This window comes from Paenibacillus brevis (assembly GCF_018919145.1).
In the GTDB taxonomy this organism is placed as follows: Bacteria; Bacillota; Bacilli; order Paenibacillales; family Paenibacillaceae; genus Fontibacillus; species Fontibacillus brevis.
In genome coordinates this window covers 105,557-121,268 of record NZ_JAHLQJ010000013.1, presented here as the reverse complement: position 1 = coordinate 121,268, position 15,712 = coordinate 105,557, and the positions used below count along the sequence as shown (strand labels likewise).

Genomic DNA, 15,712 nt, shown 5'->3' with positions numbered 1-15,712 from the left:
CATCGCTCATTTCCATAAATAGGGAGGATAATCCTCAATATCTCCCCGAATAAATCGGGCTAATAGTAAGGCCTGTGCATACGGAATTAATCCTACTTCAATCGTTTCGTCAAGAAACGGATGCCTGATTTCTTCTTTTTTCCTTTGCTGCCAAGAGCTTAATACGATATTCCTTCCTTCATCGGACAACAATACCGCTCCATTTTCCTTAATAATAAACGATTTTGGCGATATTTGCTTTCTATTTATTAGTGTCAGCGCCAGGCGATCGGCTAGGTAAGGTCGAAGCTCCTCCATTAAATCAAGCGCCAGACTGGCTCGACCGGGCCTATCTCGATGTAGAAATCCAACGGCAGGATCAAGCCCAACTGTCTCCAGAGCAGCTTGTACATCTAAGCGCAACATAGTGTATAGGAATGACAGCAAGGCATTTATTCGATCCTTAGGCGGACGCCGATTTCTAGTCGTCATCATAAAAGCCTTTTTCTCTGTGAGAATCAGTTCGTTCATACCGCTAAAATAATGCTTAGCCGCCTCTCCTTCTACTCCTCGAAGAGTATCCAGATTATCCACATGGATAACCATGTGGGAAAGCCGCTTTAACTCCACTGCAATGGGTTGGAGTTGACTGCTCTTATCCTGCTCACCGTAATCACGAATAGCACGGTTAATTACGGTTCTAGAGTTAATTACTTTTGCCTGAATCATTCGCTTCGCGATCTGTAGAGCCTCCGGGCCATCTGAGAATTTGTACTGCTTGCGTCGTAACAATACATTTCCAGAGGTTTTTCCCTGAATTCGCGCTCGGAAGCCCCCATGCTCATTCAGAAAAGTCAGCGCTACTCCTCTCTCTGCACATAAATGCATAAGTCCAGGGCTGGCTCCCGTGTAACCAAATGTAATAATAGCTTCCAGATTGTGAATAGGAATACGGAATTTTTCCGCTTGCTCCGCCAAAATCACCACATTCTCGCCGTCACGAGATAGATAATTATCAGTGGAAGTGACGTATAATGTATTCAACAATTTTCTCATAATTCTTCTCCCAAATAACTTTCCAAGTACTGTTCTACCGAACATGTGCTTAGTTTCGGCAAGCACAGATCGATTAGCGAACAGGATTTGCAAGCCTTAGAATACGTTCCGCCCGGAGTAGTGCCGCTATTAAGGAGCTTTCTCATCTCCAGTAAATAACTTTCTACACTCTCCCTAAGTTGGCTTGTAAATGCAACCATATAACGTCGTTCTTGTTGCCCGTAAAATAAACTGCCCATCTCGATTTTTACATTCAGCATTTCCTCCAGACACATGGCCTGAGCACATAACTGGACTTCATCACAGTCCCCGCCTTTTGGCTTTCCTCGCTTGTACTCAACCGGAAAGGGCTTCCAAAGCCCTTTCCGCCCGGTTAGTCTAGTCACATATTCAGGTAAATCCTCTTGCTCAGCAGAGTGAAATTCTACAACATCTGCTGTCCCAGTTATACCAAGACTGCTTGATATTAAAGGCATTGCACGCGAAATAATTACTTTGCCGCGCGTTTCCCTGATCGAGGGATTGTCCACCTTACGATGTAACAAGTCTCCTTCATACGTTCTGACATTGTCCGACCATTGCTGTTCGAGATGAATTAATGCCCACTGGCGTTTACAAAAGGCAAAGTGCTGAAGTCCCGACAGCAGCAGCAGGTTATCCTCTTCATACGATTTGCCGCTCACCATTTCTCGATAATTGTTACGCCTTCAGGCACATCATTATAATCTACCGTAATATGATAATCTCCGATGCTTCTGGCCGGATTATGATCACCTGAAGTTTCAACCCCTACACGTTCAAATAACCGATGGGCCGGCGTCTTTCCGAGAAGTGAATCATGCTGAAATATAATTAGCTTTCGTAATGACATCTGTCCTCTTGATGCCGAACGATCATGCTCAAACATATTAATGATAGCCTCCCAGAGTAGCTCCAAATCTTCCGTAGTGAAAGAGGTTTGTCCCGCTAGATGGCCAGATATATATCCATCCATCCGATAAAGTGCGTAAGGAATAATATGCTTTCTGCCCATCTCCCGTTCTTTCTCTGCTCCTTCTTGTGTAACAGCCTGCCGCGTAATGGTCGTTTCCTGAGAGAGTATTGGGTCTACACTCCGAGCAAATGTGAACTGTACAGGCCCACGAACTTGTCCACAGTTCACCTTGGTTGTCATCACTGCACCAAATGTACGTACATCAAAGAAATTGTGGCACATCCATTTAGTCAGTAGCGCGGCTTCACTCTTATCCTTAGGCTTTAATTCTTTGGCCTGTTCTATATCTCCATCACGCAGTGCACGATATGCCTTGCGATGTTGCTCATTTAGAGCTGCACTCTCACCCACGTAAATTTGATAACCTTCGGTGTCATTTTTTACAATATCTACATAATTGCGAATTTTTCTCTTCAGGCACACATCTGTAACCAGACCATGCCCCGTTTCTGCATCAATACGTGGCATATTGCCCATGTCAGGGTCGCCGTTAGGATTTCCGTTCGTTACATCAAAGAAAATGGTAAACTCATGTCGATTAATCGTTGTGCTCATTCATATCCACTCCTTCGTTATTTTTATCATTTACAACTGGGGTGCCCTCACTAGATTTAGATGTATACAAATCTTGCATCTGCTGAAAATATCCGAGCATAAAAACACCCTGTTCTTCTAAATTGAGTCGCTTGGGTATGCCACCACCATGCTGATCTATCCTAATTTCACCCATAATTTCTCTGATGAGTTTATTCCACCAAATCTCAATATTTGGGCTGAGTTTACTCAAATGAGAGTTTGAGAGCTTGAGTAGACGAGGAAATACCGTTCCAGGCGTTGCCGCTGCAGATGCAAAGAAGCTTTTCTTAATTGTCACGTTCAACCGACCATTTGCTGAATCGCTTTGAATTTTCTCAAGCACCGCAAACAATCTACCCAATCGATAAGATACTTGGGGAGCATCCTTATTTACGGACATACCAAGCGCCTCCTTATATTTATCCTGTTTACGAATTCGTTCATTTCGCGTTAAGTAGCCTTTAATGACAGAAGCTCTTATCCACGCACTTCTGCCATTTTCTCCAAACGGATGAATTATGCCATCTGTCCTGATTCGATTTACAATCGAAGCATACACGGTATAAGGAAACCCTCTCCCTTCGACCATTGACCGAAACCATTGGCTTTCCATGCTTGACGAAACACTCTTCTTCATAGCCGTGAAGTCAGTCACTTTACGTACGGTTTCCAGCATAATGCGGAATATCCCCGGAATTTGTTCAGGTTGATTGCCCACTCTTTGCAGATACAGATCTTCCTGATACTGATTCAAGTTAACAAGCAAATCCCCAAAACTCCCTTGCCAAAAATAGCGAACCGAAATTCGCGCATTGTTGCCCGATAAGCCTAATATATAAAAATTTGATTCATTTGGTAGGGATTGGGATATCGCTTTTCCGCCTTGAACACGTTTCAGCAAGTCACGGATTTGAGCGGTAGTTTTAGTTTCTTCCTCTTTGCCCTCATCCTGTGACTGAAACCCCTCTCCTTCTACCCAATGACTGAAAATTCCCTCTTGCAATCTCCATGCATCGGAATCTGGTTGACGTTCTGCCCAATAGGTCACGGTCATTTCACCAAAGTGCCGCAAAGTATTGTCCTGAGAGGACAACAGATCATTTAGTGCCTTAGTATATGCACTTACAGCAGCCTGACTAACCGGAGCATTGTAGCTTTGCGTCTTTCCGTAGGATTCCGTCGCATCAAAGTTAAAAGAAACCAGGCTTGCTCCTGCCGAGTTGGTGTTTTGAACCCCTTTGATTTTAATATCATGAACACGCGCTATAGGCACAGAGGTCTCTCCAGTTACTAAACAACTTCCCAATATTACAGATTCTTCATCTTGGGACTGATCTTGTTGCTCCCATGGCTCTAGCAATTCCCCGGATTTATGCATAAGATCATATCCTTCAAGTTGAAATGCAAGATTGTTATCCGTAGTCCCGAGAATCATATCAAGCTCTGCTTTTAGACTGGAATTTTCAAGCTGAGTTTCTGGATTCCAGTTCATGTAGAAATTTTTAAGCGCGGTTGCTTCCGGGCCATTCTTGTCTTTCAGCAGCATTAGATGCAATTGTCGGCTGCTCTGGAAACGCTTCGATACCATTAAGGTTCCATCCTTTTGTTTCACCAAGCCCAATACATACTCTGCCTTGTCGGACAGATAGTACGGCTTGGAGCCTGTTCCCGAACGCGCAGTATGTTCAGGTACCGTCAGAATGGCCGGACGCAGCTTCTTCTTGGCATCCTCATACCGAATACTTTCCACTCTGACGATCTCACCAGCCGTGTTCAGTACAAGGATAAAGGAAACCTTATCTCTACTATAGTGAGGTGGTGCCATGTCGGAATCTGGATCTGCCACGAGCATATGATACCGTTTAACCAATGCCTGCAAAATCATACAGCCCCTCCCTCCCCCAGCATATCCGGCACCTCAATCACGCCATTCTCCATCACCGCCCGGAAGAACTTCGGTGTCATCCCATTGGTATAATCTAAGTCCCATAGCATCCATTGCAGGTCAATTAGAGGCTTGTCTTTATAAAATGATTTATCCGGATAAAAATCGCCTTCAATTAGCCGGAAATTCGCCGGGAACTCCTTGCACCCGAAATATGGTTGCTGAAAGCATTGTCCATTTCTGGCTCGGCGGAGAAAAATATTGTAATGCTTCTCTACGGTATCACTATCACCTTTGTGTGCGGTCAGCTCAAAATGTGCTTCAATAATGTAAGCAGGCTGTGACAACATCACTGTCATACGCTGCTCCCGCTCTTCTGAGGTATTTTGCCTCAGCACGGCATCCTTCCCATTCATTGCTGACTTCACTGCCCCAGCAGAAATTTTGGTACGAATTTCATTTCGTTTCAGGGAGGAGAACTTGATTTCATTTATTACATGAATTCGATTCACAACCCATCGTATAGCCGGCTTCCAATGTATAGATTCCAGAATCCCTCTTGCTGCCGAGGGGGTAATGACATCATAACTGACTCGCTCCGCCTTCATTTCAGGCCTTGTAAAACAAGCCAAGTCTCCCCAAACGAAAATTTTCACGCCATATCCCAAATGATTTCCCCTCCTTCAGTCAAATGTTCAGAATTTCCTGAAGTGCAATATCCCTTGAGTAAGGAACTAACCCTGAACTTTTGTCGTACCATTGTATTGGCCTCCTAAGTATAAAGATATCGGTTCGGACCTCATCCAGCTCACCTCCATCCAATAATGCATTGAATTCATGCGGATAAACTTGAACGGTGTACGGCTGAAGCTTACGATATAATTCTCTCCCAACTAAAGGAGAATTTTGAAGCTTATTAAGCAGTTCATTCCATTGCTTCTGACTTTCCAAATCATCTTCAACGATATAAGGAATCACAATAGGTCGCATTTTATCGTCAATAAGCTTGAACTTCTGGCTTACCTCAGCAAAGGGGAAACTAAAGCCTCTCCATTCCTTATTTAGCAAGGACAGTATCCCTTCTTTATCATGAGCCTCTGAATCAGCAGTATCTCCCTGACTCTTATAGAAATAGAGATGCTGATAATAAGCATCTATAACCTCCTGAGATAACGGATTCAGATTGTGGACCTTACAACGAAGAAGTTGAGCTTTGGCAGCCGATATATCGTTGTAGAGCCAATCATTCTTTCTATATTCCTGCTCCGGTTCAAACACGAAGACATCTCCATGGACTTTTAATCCTCCCTTCTCTCGCAAACCGTTACGATTACAACGCCCTGCAGCCTGCGCTATTGAGTCAAGACCAGCAATTTCTCTAAATACAACAGGGAAATCAACATCTACACCTGCCTCAATTAACTGTGTGCTGATCAGAATGCATGGCAGATGGTCAAGGAGCCTTTGTCTTACAATAGACAAAATGTAGCTGCGATGCTTCGGTGTCATACGAGCGCTTAAATGGTAAAGCTCGTCTGGTTTGTAGCTCTTTTTTAGGCTGGAATATAAATTCAAAGCATTCCCTCGGGTGTTTACTATGCATAGGCTCTGAGGCTCTCCCTCCACGATCCGTGTCGCAATGTCCTTCCATGAACATTTTCCGATAAAATTCAGGTTCACTCGCTCAAATTGTTTGTACCGTTTCGTCGGGTCTGCAACAATTTCTTTAATTGCAGTCTTATCTAGGATGGAAGAGATCGGAGGCTGAGTGGCAGTACATATCATAACCGAGCATCCATAATTTCGTACTAGTTCATCCAGTACATAAAGACATGGTTTAAAAAATCCCCCCATCATTAATTGAGCTTCGTCCAAAATAATCATGCTATTCGCAATATTATGCAATTTCCGTGCGCGGGAGCGTTTGGAGGAGAACAGTGACTCAAAGAACTGCACATTGGTGGTCACCACCACCGGCATATCCCAATTCTCTTCAGCCAGCTTTAAAGCATCAATGTCCTTCTCCGTTAGCTTCTCGCGTGCCTTCTCATGTTGGTAGTTAGAGTGATGCTCTAGTACATATTCGCTGCCTAGGATATCTCTAAACTCACCAGAATTTTGTTCTATTATGGAAACGAATGGTATTACGTAGATTAGCCTTTCAAACTTAGCCCGCTTAGCATGCTCTAGTCCAAAACCAAAGGAGATTAAAGTCTTACCTGCTCCCGTCGGCAGACTTAGTTTGAATATTCCTCTTATTTCCGTGGCCTGGCTTAAACATTCCTGATAAAGCTCTTCTCGAAGAAGATTAATTTCTGTAGTTCTATCAACGTTTGCAAATTTGAGTTCTCGGTGATGTTGAAATTTCGCCCAGAATAGATCATGTTCAAAAAGCTTGCCTCGAAGCTTGCTTCTCACTGGATCGCAGAAACCTTCAGTGTTTAGAGAGTCTGCATCAACCAGACAGGAAAAAATCATTCGGACGAATAAAGAAATTTGAAGACCCGTATGTAATCCTGATACTAATGGAAATTTCATAGGTACGTCAGGAATCGTTATCTCTGCGAACGCGGCATCATAAGGGGCTGGTTCACGCTCCAGCCTGTGAACCAGAGCAGAATCTTTATCAGATTGATAGTCTGCCAAGCCGGCATGGTGTCCAGCAATAATATATGCTAGCAACCGTGCCTGTGGCCCTGTCTTATCATCTGTATTCCTCTTTAATAATTCCAAGGCGCCTGCCAGAGCATGCTCTACTGGAATTGACGAGCCATCCAACCGTTTTTGAAATTGGAGGGAATACTTCCCTAAATCATGAAGTAGTCCTGCCACCCAGCCCCATTCCCAAGCTTTAAACTTCTTAGCAAATTCCCCAGCCTCCTCGGCGACCTGTTTTAGGTGGGTTAGTAACAGTTGCCAATCTGATTTGTCCTTCCGATTCGTCGAATGTGCGTAAAACAACATAACTTGTCCCCTCTCATAAGAAATTAAAAAAGCTAGACTTATTAAGCTGTTCTCAAGATTGCAGTGGAAACAAAGGTGAAATTACAGAGAGTTATGTAAAGATAGGTGCGCGGTTAGGAGAAAAAGATGTGTGCGGATACTAGGAGTTATGAATCTTTAATGCAAAGTGAGTAGTAAACAATGAAGTATTTTATTGCCAACCATAATAAGGATAATATGATTGATTACAGGATAGTCCTTATATTACTGATTGTCAATGAACTAACAAATATTTATTGAAGCATTAATAAATATTTATTGAATATATTATGATTACTAAGTCCTAGATATATTTTTGTTTGTGTTTATTATAATTTTCTGGTTATATTTAAGTACTAGTCACACCTAACGGTGTGTGGATTGAAATAATAATTATTTGGTGCACGTAGATTAAGAAAGAGCGATATCAGGGATATCCTGAATCGCTCTTTCTTGTATAAATGGACTATAACTACTCTCCCGGAGATATCCAATTAATCAACTATTCAAACGATATATTCTTCCCGCGCTTCTCTCTCCCAAGTATCCACCAGCAGACTCATATAATCCGTCGATTTAGACAGGCTAAGCGATTCTCCAGCGAAGGAATAGCGGCGCCCCTCCAGTAAAGCATAGACCTCGATCTCTCCGGGGGGCCGGCCGAAGGCATTATGCCAGAACACATTAACCATGTGAACAAAAGCATCCGTCATTTCCTCATCATCCTCAACGAGAAATTTCTGTACCTTCATTTGCAACGGATTGCCGCGTTCCTGCCACACCGCCTGAACAATGAGAGATAATCGTATATCAAGTTTAGTTGCTTCAGTTGTCCAATTCTCATATAGGGCCACCGGATAATCATAGACCATCATTCCTGTAACGAGCGTTAAATTCTCTACGATCCGGTTATACACTTCCCAGTAATGCGCAAGATCAGAAAAGCCACTTAGCTCGCGAGGCCAGCGCCGATTCAGTAGAACCTGAATCGGCGTCTGGAGACGAACTGCCGGAGGCAAAGTAAAATAGTCATTGACGGCATGACCGACCGCGTACTGAACACGCTGCTGCCAGGTCATTCTATGGCCGCATCCCCGACCATTTTCCGCCGTCAGCTTGTACGAGCGAATCCAGCCCTCCAGTTCATAATCCGTTACTTGCTTCATCGTCATATGCGTGAGATCACCTCCGGATGGAGGCAAGCTTGTACAAATTTCACTCGACTCTCCAGCCTCCTATCTACTACTACCCTTGCACCAATACAGGCTGCTCATATACACCGGCAAGCTTGCGCCGCTTGCTCAGCACCACCTCGGGCGGCGTCACAGCCGGGGCATAGGGATGCAACAGCCAGGATCTGACGGTATGTGTATCGGAAACCCGATATAAAGGCGGTTCTTGCTCAAAATCAACTTTCATTGAATAAGAGCTACGCAGCGCAAAGGCATCTCCCTGCGGCGGATGAATGAGGTCAGGAGGAGTCCCCGGGATAGCCGCGAGCTTCGTCCCTCCTTGCTGGCTGAGACTCGGCATCGAGGCTAGCAAGCCCCAGGTATACGGGTGACGCGGATCATAGAAAATCTCCTCCGCAGTTCCCGATTCGACAATTTGTCCCGCATACATCACCGCCACACGGTTAGCCATCTTCGCTACTACGCCCAGGTCATGGGTAATAAAAATAATAGCCGTACCAATCTTCTGTTGAAGCTCCTTCATCAAGTCGAGAATCTGCGCTTGTATGGTCACGTCGAGCGCGGTTGTCGGCTCATCGGCAATCAGAAGCTTCGGATTTGCAGCCAGTGCAATGGCAATGACAACACGCTGCCGCATTCCGCCGCTAAATTCATGAGGATACTGATGGAAGCGGCGCTCCGGAGCTGGAATTCCAACCAATCCCAATAACTCAACCGCCCGGTCATAGGCTTGCTTCTTATTCATCCCTTCATGCAGGTGCAGCACCTCGGTAATTTGCTTGCCCACTTTAATGGTAGGATTCAGCGAGGTCATCGGGTCCTGAAAGATCATGCCAATTTCCTTGCCACGAATCTTCTGCATCTGCTTCTCCGTCTTACTGGTCAATTCCTGACCATTAAACCAGATTTCTCCCCGTTTATAGATAGCCTGCGGCTTCGGAAGGAGCTGCATTACAGCCTGAGAACTCACACTCTTACCCGAACCCGACTCCCCCACAATCGCCAGAGTTTCCCCCTTATTGACATGGAAGCTGACGCCTCGAACTGCTTGTACCTCACCCTCCCGGGTATTGAATGAGATCGCAAGATCCTTTACTTCCAATAAATGCTCCATCTCTATCTATTCCTCGCTTTCTTCTATTTCCATATAGAACTATATAAGATATGCTAAATCTTAAAAGTCTCTTTATTTAGTGATAATGATTATCATTATTAATTATAGCACAAGCTGCTTCCGATACTCAATCAGGAATCAATAAATACTTAATACTCAGCAAATAAAGAAGCTGGATTCCTTATAGTAGAAATTATTAAATCCAAAAAAACTCGCCTGTCGTTCGGCGAGTTTGGATGAGTATCAATTTTTTTGCTATAGTAAGGCGAGATTTTTAACCTATTCGGTTCACTTCATTTACTGAATATTGAACCTCAATATGGTCACTAACAAAATATGTATTGATGGCCTCCGGGAGCTTCCAATTTACACTTACGCTCCCCGGCTGAAAGTAACCATTTTGTGCTTTGTAATCAGAATAGGTTACATACCACGGCACCAGCGAGCTGCCCTTCCCGTTATTGTCCATATATCGGTCATTCGTATCAAAGCGTATAATGCTGCCGTCATCATCAAAGGTAAATCTTCCCTTGGCGGAGATCCCCTTCCATGAAATTTGTCCTTCAATCGTATGATCGTCAACAACAGTCCAGGATACATACTTCTGCAGGAACAGAGAAGGCATAAACACTGCGTCTGCCAATGCCGTGATCAACTGGCCTTGATCCATTTCTGCCCCGGTAGAACGAAAAAGCTGAACCGTCTTGGCAAGCATGCCGGTCATAGAGCCGAAACCATCCAGTATACTATCTTTAGCCTGCAAGGGAATTCCCGCAATACGTGCTGTTAAGAAAGCGTGCCGGTCTGGTCTAAATACAAAATTGACCTGCATAAAGCTAATCTTGATTGGCTCCTTGTCTACCCCCATACGAAACTTTGTATTGCGAAAACGTATTAGCATATTATCCATAACAGACTTTCCCATATACCCCCCATTGATAATATGCTGACGGAGTAGTACCGGCAGTTCAGCAATATACTCTTCCGTAAAGACAGCTTGTTCGGGGGCGCTTCTTTGGTTCTTGCCTTCGGTCATAGAACATTTTATATCCTTCAGATATTGCCTCCAGAGCTTCCCTCCCGGAAATGCCAGATAAATCACAATGATTGCCAGCATAATTAAACCTATCACAATCCAAACCATATTCCACCTCATTTCTCAGAATACTAAAACATCCGCATTTTCTGTACAGCATATCTCTCAGCATAACTATCTCAGGTAAATTATAGCACTTTGAATCACCACCCCTGTGCCATTCCGTAAATCTCCACAAAAAAACCGCCCCAGCACATAGCTTGAGGCGGTTCTATTTCAAATATATTATCCTCTGCTAATCCAGATGACGTTGTCCTCTTCCTGCCCATTTACAGGCCACCAGTGGAAGCCATCCTTGGCAAGCAGCTCAGCCGCTTCCTCAGGTCCCCAAGAACCGGCAGAATACGTGCTGATATCGCCAGGGTTCTGAGCCCAGGCCGCAGCGATGCGGTCGACGAACGCCCAAGCGGTAGCAACCTCGTCCCAACGGGTGAAATAGGTGGAGTCCCCGTTTGCAGCATCGTAAATAAGACGTTCGTAAGCTTCAGGCGAATTGATTCCAACCTGACAGCTTTGACAGAATTCCATAGCAAGGGGTTCAATGGCTGACTCCGAGCCTGGTTTCTTCGCATTAATCTTAATGTAGATGCCTTCCATCGGGTTGACCCGAATCACAAGCAGGTTTGGCTCCAGCGTATGCTTTTGGCCCAGGTAGACATTTGTCGGCATTTGCTTGAATTCAACGACGACCTCTGTTGTCTTCACAGGCAGGCGTTTACCTGTCCGGATATAGAACGGGACTCCCGCCCAACGGAAATTATCGACGAATACCTTGGCCGCAAAATAAGTCTCTGTATTCGAATTCGGATCTACTTTATCCTCTTGACGATAGCCCGGCAGATGCTTGCCCATGCTCTCGCCCTCTGTATATTGACCGCGTACCACGTTCTCCTTCACTTCAAGCGGAGTAGCATAAGGCCGCAGCGAACGAAGCACCTTCACCTTCTCATCCCGGATATCTTCCGGGTACAGACGGCTTGGCGGCTCCATTGCAATCATCGTCAGCATTTGAAGCATATGGTTCTGTCCCATGTCGCGAAGCGCACCGGAGTGGTCGTAATAGCCGCCCCGTTCTTCTACACCGACCGTCTCACTGAGCGTGATCTGAATATTGGAAATGTGCTTATTATTCCACAGCGGTTCAAAGAAAGCATTCGCAAAACGAATAACTTCAATGTTTTGAACCATTTCTTTACCCAGATAATGGTCGATCCGGTAGATCTCTTCTTCTTTAAATACCTGGTTCAGCTCTTCATTCAGCTTCTGGGCTGACAGAAGATCATACCCGAACGGCTTCTCGATCACTAGCCGATGCCATCCGCCGCTGCTCAGCATTCCGCCCTTCTGAAGGTTGAACGAGACGCTTCCGAACAGTTCAGGGGCAAGCGCCAGATAGAACATCCGGTTGCCGGGAATTCCAAATCGGGATTCTACCGATTCTGTCAGCTCCCGCAGTTCAACGTAGCCGTCGATATTGTTGATATCCAACGACTTGTAAGAGAAATGCTCGGCAAACCGCGTCCAATGAGCGGTGTCCTCAACCTTGTAACGACAGAACTCTTGAATGGAACGGTGTACATCGTCCCTGAATTCCTCAGGTGTGCGCGGACGGCGTGCCACGCCGATAACCGCAAAATCCTCAGCAAGCTTCCCTTCGCGATATAACGAATATATAGCGGGGAAGAGCTTGCGGCGTGCCAAATCCCCGGTTGCTCCAAAGATAAAAAATACAGCTCCTGGTGTCTGCAATGATTCCAGATTTTGAATATCAGCCATGGCTCCTCATTTCTTTCTATGTAATATAGTGAATATTTATTCATATCCAAGCAATGCCATAAGTTTACAGATACATCACTGGATGTGATGTAATTTTAGCATATTTGCAGGAGTCTTGCCATCAAATTCATATCAGAATATGTTAGGATTTATATAAATTCATCTAATATTTATCTAATTTTTAATTTAAACTCATAATTAATATTCAATCGTCAGCAACGGCGAGCCCAATGAGACCTCCTGCTCCCCTGTGACAGAGTGAATATGCAATGCGGCTTGAAGCCCTACTTTCTGGCCTCCGCTGTCCACCGAAATCGGCAGATAGGCTGAATAATAAGTGCGGCTGATAGTATCTTGATCTTCGTATTGCTCCACCAGGGTCAGATCCAACTTTTTAGGAAATTGCTTCTCCACCCCATCCAAAGCTTCCTTCAATGAGCCCCTTTCGAGCTCATCCGGCTGCTTTCGCATTCCTTGCACAGCCGCATTCCATTCGGCCGTAATTCCTTCATCCAGCAAAGACTGTCCCAGCAATGCCTGCTGCTCTGACAATGAACTCATTGCCTGCCGCCCTTCTCCTTCCAGGCGCAGCACAACATAATATTCCGAGGAGGAGATCCGCGTAACATTCAGATGAAGCGCAAACTCATCGCGGCTGCCTGAGGATGAATAGACCGTATGGTTTTGCAGCATCCCTTGTTCCGCCGCCGGCAGACCAAGACGTGTAGTCAGTACATTCGCCGCTTCTTCGGGATCCAGCAGAGTACCCCAGCTCCCCTGCCATTTTACCGTTCCGGAAATCTTATCGCCGATAATCTGTTCCCCCAGCTCAAGCAGTTCCCGCCACTGGGATTCCGCGCTCATGACCTCATCCTCAGAGACAATCGGAGACGCTTGCCGGGAAGCGGATAATTGATACAGGACAACCAGCAGCAGAATGAATGCCGCAATAACGGCTAACTTATGTTTCCCTTTTCCATCCCGGCTATGCATCATTATCCCTCCTCGTTCTACCTACTAATCTATCATAGCTATAACACAGGTATAACCGTGGATAGCCGCACACGATCATTACTATTGATTTTCCATCCTTTTTTACTTTTTCGATATAAGAATTAGACGCTTATAATCGTCTATGTTCGCCGAATTTGTGATTTTTTACGTGATTTTTTTATTTGAGAATCTGAATTGAATCGAACGCCTTTTTCTTATCTCATTCTGAGATAAACATATACAATTTATGAGCTGCTCGCAATAATTAATACTCCGTCCAGTACCTTGTATCGTTCGTCTTTGCCCTAGGTGTAACCTTGAGAGTCGCCGGCGCTTCCCTGTCCCAAGCCTCCTTAATCCGGATCGTGTCAAGATATGGCGGTTGCCACTCTAAATATCCTTTTTGCTGCAGCCCAGATAACCCGAGATTAATCACCGGCATTTTACGGCCCATCATCCTCTTTAAGTCTCTTTCGATGGGCATGGATCGATGGGTGTGGGAGTAATTACTAAGGACACGGAGTAGCTTGCGCTCCAGATCATCGAGCATGCCGCTGCGGATCCTTTATCATCCTACCAAGATCAGCGATGTAGTTGCCCAATCGAACACTGATCTCCGACCTGAGCACATCCCTCGTCACTCCAAAGCGCTCCTCGCGTCCCCGGCAGATAAAGTAATAGTAAATAACCAGGTCTTGTTGCTCCTCACGATATACCTTGATGTCCCGATCCTTAAGAGCTAACCTATTGGCCTTACCGTCAGCGACAGCCATATCCTCAATTATTCGTTGCGACATTGCGTAGGCCTTATATAGCAATGTGCCCATGATCTTAAGCTCAGCCCCGCTTTTTTGCAGCATCACGAGTAGATTTTGTAAGACTACACTGTCCCTCACCAACTGTCTATCCACATTATCTATTATGCCTGTTACCTTTTCGCTCATTTCTGCACCTCATATTTTACGAACGTTTGTTTGTATTATATGTGAAATGATGTTTCTTATTCAAGAGTTATAATGCAATCACCTGATTCCAGAATCTGCTTGATTTCATTTATGTCACGATTGATAATTAGTGTAGAGGGGTAAATTACGACCAAGAAAGAGGGATTCCGATGGATGATAACAACGAAATATTTGCAAGAATAAAAATGAATCTAAGAGAAAATGCTTATGATTTCTTACATAGATCTCTCTATCACTATCACTTAGCTACATACGATGAATACCCAACTGATTATAAAAGATTCTGGAAATTCGCAATTGCAGATATTATTCAAGCAATGGAACTTTTATTCAAAGAAACTCTTAGAGTTGAACACGAATTGTTGGTCTACGAAAATGTTGATAAGCGAAAAAATACTGTTTCGATTTCTGCTGCATTCGATAGATTAAAAAGTATCGGAAAAATTGATATTACTAAAGACGATGAAAATATTATTAACAGAGCAATACAGATAAGAAATCTGGTCATGCATTATGAATTAGACCTCAACACTCAAGAACTCGCTAATATTTACGCCATTCTATTCGAGTTTCTTCATAATTACCACTTCAAATGCTTAGGTGAAGAGATGCATAAGTTCATTCATCCTCAATATTGGGAAGAAGAAGGCGAATTGATGGAAAAGTTTAGAAGTGAGTTTGTTATGTATGATGGAGAGGAAGTACATAGAAATCATCCTGTTATAATTGCCGAGTCACAATTGTTTCCGTTCTTCGCAGTTCAAGGGATAGAATACAAAAGAATTAAATATGGAGATGAACCTAACAATTGGGGAAAGCATGATCGTTGCCCCGACTGCGCTGTAAGAAAAGGCCTGTATCACGCCCTAAACTGCGATTGGGAGCTTTGTCCAAAATGCGGTGGACAGGCTATTTCATGTAACTGTAATCTATATAACGATTTATATGATGAAAATGAATAAAATCTATCCTTAGATTCATTGAAGACAGCATCATTCATATAATCAAATAAACAATGAGGTGAATTATGTATACATACATAAACAAAGCAATACAAGCCTGTAGACCTTTATCATTACTCTTAGATGATGGATCTGAGTTAG

14 protein-coding genes are annotated in these 15,712 nt (G+C 44.2%); 1 reads left to right on the top strand and 13 read right to left on the bottom strand.

Annotated elements, in window-relative coordinates:
- Window positions 1-6: 6 nt before the first annotated feature.
- The 13 genes from cas1c to KQJ23_RS15750 all read right to left on the bottom strand — a co-directional run bounded on the left by cas1c (window position 7) and on the right by KQJ23_RS15750 (window position 14,588).
- On the bottom strand, window positions 7-1,035 hold the full coding sequence (gene cas1c, locus KQJ23_RS15810) for a type I-C CRISPR-associated endonuclease Cas1c (RefSeq protein WP_216479849.1): 1,029 nt from the start codon (window positions 1,033-1,035) through the stop codon (window positions 7-9).
- Window positions 1,032-1,718: a CRISPR-associated protein Cas4 gene (gene cas4 / locus KQJ23_RS15805; protein WP_346779411.1), complete on the bottom strand. Its 687-nt coding sequence runs from the start codon at window positions 1,716-1,718 to the stop codon at window positions 1,032-1,034. Before cas4 ends, cas1c begins: the two co-directional genes overlap by 4 nt.
- Window positions 1,715-2,584, bottom strand: a complete 870-nt coding sequence (gene cas7c, locus KQJ23_RS15800; RefSeq protein WP_216479845.1) for a type I-C CRISPR-associated protein Cas7/Csd2 — start codon at window positions 2,582-2,584, stop codon at window positions 1,715-1,717. The genes cas4 and cas7c overlap by 4 nt, the downstream gene beginning before the upstream one ends.
- On the bottom strand, window positions 2,568-4,490 hold the full coding sequence (gene cas8c, locus KQJ23_RS15795; protein WP_216479839.1) for a type I-C CRISPR-associated protein Cas8c/Csd1: 1,923 nt from the start codon (window positions 4,488-4,490) through the stop codon (window positions 2,568-2,570). Before cas8c ends, cas7c begins: the two co-directional genes overlap by 17 nt.
- On the bottom strand, window positions 4,487-5,146 hold the full coding sequence (gene cas5c, locus KQJ23_RS15790; protein WP_346779410.1) for a type I-C CRISPR-associated protein Cas5c: 660 nt from the start codon (window positions 5,144-5,146) through the stop codon (window positions 4,487-4,489). Before cas5c ends, cas8c begins: the two co-directional genes overlap by 4 nt.
- A gap of 31 nt (window positions 5,147-5,177) precedes the next feature.
- Window positions 5,178-7,454 (bottom strand): CRISPR-associated helicase Cas3', encoded by a 2,277-nt coding sequence (gene cas3 / locus KQJ23_RS15785; RefSeq protein WP_216479836.1) that lies wholly within the window; start codon window positions 7,452-7,454, stop codon window positions 5,178-5,180.
- A 524-nt stretch (window positions 7,455-7,978) separates the two neighbouring features.
- Window positions 7,979-8,644, bottom strand: a complete 666-nt coding sequence (locus KQJ23_RS15780; protein ID WP_249529808.1) for a hypothetical protein — start codon at window positions 8,642-8,644, stop codon at window positions 7,979-7,981.
- A 73-nt stretch (window positions 8,645-8,717) separates the two neighbouring features.
- Window positions 8,718-9,779: an ABC transporter ATP-binding protein gene (locus KQJ23_RS15775; RefSeq protein ID WP_216479834.1), complete on the bottom strand. Its 1,062-nt coding sequence runs from the start codon at window positions 9,777-9,779 to the stop codon at window positions 8,718-8,720.
- 274 nt (window positions 9,780-10,053) lie between these two features.
- Window positions 10,054-10,896: a DUF6544 family protein gene (locus KQJ23_RS15770; RefSeq protein ID WP_216479832.1), complete on the bottom strand. Its 843-nt coding sequence runs from the start codon at window positions 10,894-10,896 to the stop codon at window positions 10,054-10,056.
- A gap of 204 nt (window positions 10,897-11,100) precedes the next feature.
- Entirely contained in the window at window positions 11,101-12,651 is a 1,551-nt protein-coding gene (gene zwf, locus KQJ23_RS15765; RefSeq protein ID WP_044481956.1) for a glucose-6-phosphate dehydrogenase, read from the bottom strand.
- A gap of 198 nt (window positions 12,652-12,849) precedes the next feature.
- Window positions 12,850-13,644 (bottom strand): YwmB family TATA-box binding protein, encoded by a 795-nt coding sequence (locus KQJ23_RS15760; protein WP_216479830.1) that lies wholly within the window; start codon window positions 13,642-13,644, stop codon window positions 12,850-12,852.
- 265 nt (window positions 13,645-13,909) lie between these two features.
- On the bottom strand, window positions 13,910-14,101 hold the full coding sequence (locus tag KQJ23_RS15755) for a hypothetical protein (RefSeq protein WP_216479829.1): 192 nt from the start codon (window positions 14,099-14,101) through the stop codon (window positions 13,910-13,912).
- An 82-nt stretch (window positions 14,102-14,183) separates the two neighbouring features.
- The gene (locus KQJ23_RS15750; protein ID WP_488175240.1) at window positions 14,184-14,588 is read right to left on the bottom strand and encodes a YhjD family protein; all 405 of its coding nucleotides are present in this window, start codon (window positions 14,586-14,588) and stop codon (window positions 14,184-14,186) included.
- Between the two features lie 170 nt (window positions 14,589-14,758).
- On the opposite strand from KQJ23_RS15750, the gene KQJ23_RS15745 reads away from it, so the two are divergent.
- The gene (locus KQJ23_RS15745) at window positions 14,759-15,571 is read left to right on the top strand and encodes a hypothetical protein (RefSeq protein WP_216479825.1); all 813 of its coding nucleotides are present in this window, start codon (window positions 14,759-14,761) and stop codon (window positions 15,569-15,571) included.
- Window positions 15,572-15,712: the final 141 nt, after the last annotated feature.

Bases quoted from the DNA above. Each gene is read 5' to 3' on its own strand.
- cas1c (WP_216479849.1), bottom strand. From the start codon at position 1,035: ATGAGAAAATTGTTGAATACATTATACGTCACTTCCACTGATAATTAT.
- cas7c (WP_216479845.1), bottom strand. From the start codon at position 2,584: ATGAGCACAACGATTAATCGACATGAGTTTACCATTTTCTTTGATGTA.
- cas8c (WP_216479839.1), bottom strand. From the start codon at position 4,490: ATGATTTTGCAGGCATTGGTTAAACGGTATCATATGCTCGTGGCAGAT.
- cas3 (WP_216479836.1), bottom strand. From the start codon at position 7,454: ATGTTGTTTTACGCACATTCGACGAATCGGAAGGACAAATCAGATTGG.
- KQJ23_RS15780 (WP_249529808.1), bottom strand. From the start codon at position 8,644: ATGACGATGAAGCAAGTAACGGATTATGAACTGGAGGGCTGGATTCGC.
- KQJ23_RS15775 (WP_216479834.1), bottom strand. From the start codon at position 9,779: ATGGAGCATTTATTGGAAGTAAAGGATCTTGCGATCTCATTCAATACC.
- KQJ23_RS15770 (WP_216479832.1), bottom strand. From the start codon at position 10,896: ATGCTGGCAATCATTGTGATTTATCTGGCATTTCCGGGAGGGAAGCTC.
- zwf (WP_044481956.1), bottom strand. From the start codon at position 12,651: ATGGCTGATATTCAAAATCTGGAATCATTGCAGACACCAGGAGCTGTA.
- KQJ23_RS15760 (WP_216479830.1), bottom strand. From the start codon at position 13,644: ATGCATAGCCGGGATGGAAAAGGGAAACATAAGTTAGCCGTTATTGCG.
- KQJ23_RS15755 (WP_216479829.1), bottom strand. From the start codon at position 14,101: ATGATGGGCCGTAAAATGCCGGTGATTAATCTCGGGTTATCTGGGCTG.
- KQJ23_RS15750 (WP_488175240.1), bottom strand. From the start codon at position 14,588: ATGAGCGAAAAGGTAACAGGCATAATAGATAATGTGGATAGACAGTTG.
- KQJ23_RS15745 (WP_216479825.1), top strand. From the start codon at position 14,759: ATGGATGATAACAACGAAATATTTGCAAGAATAAAAATGAATCTAAGA.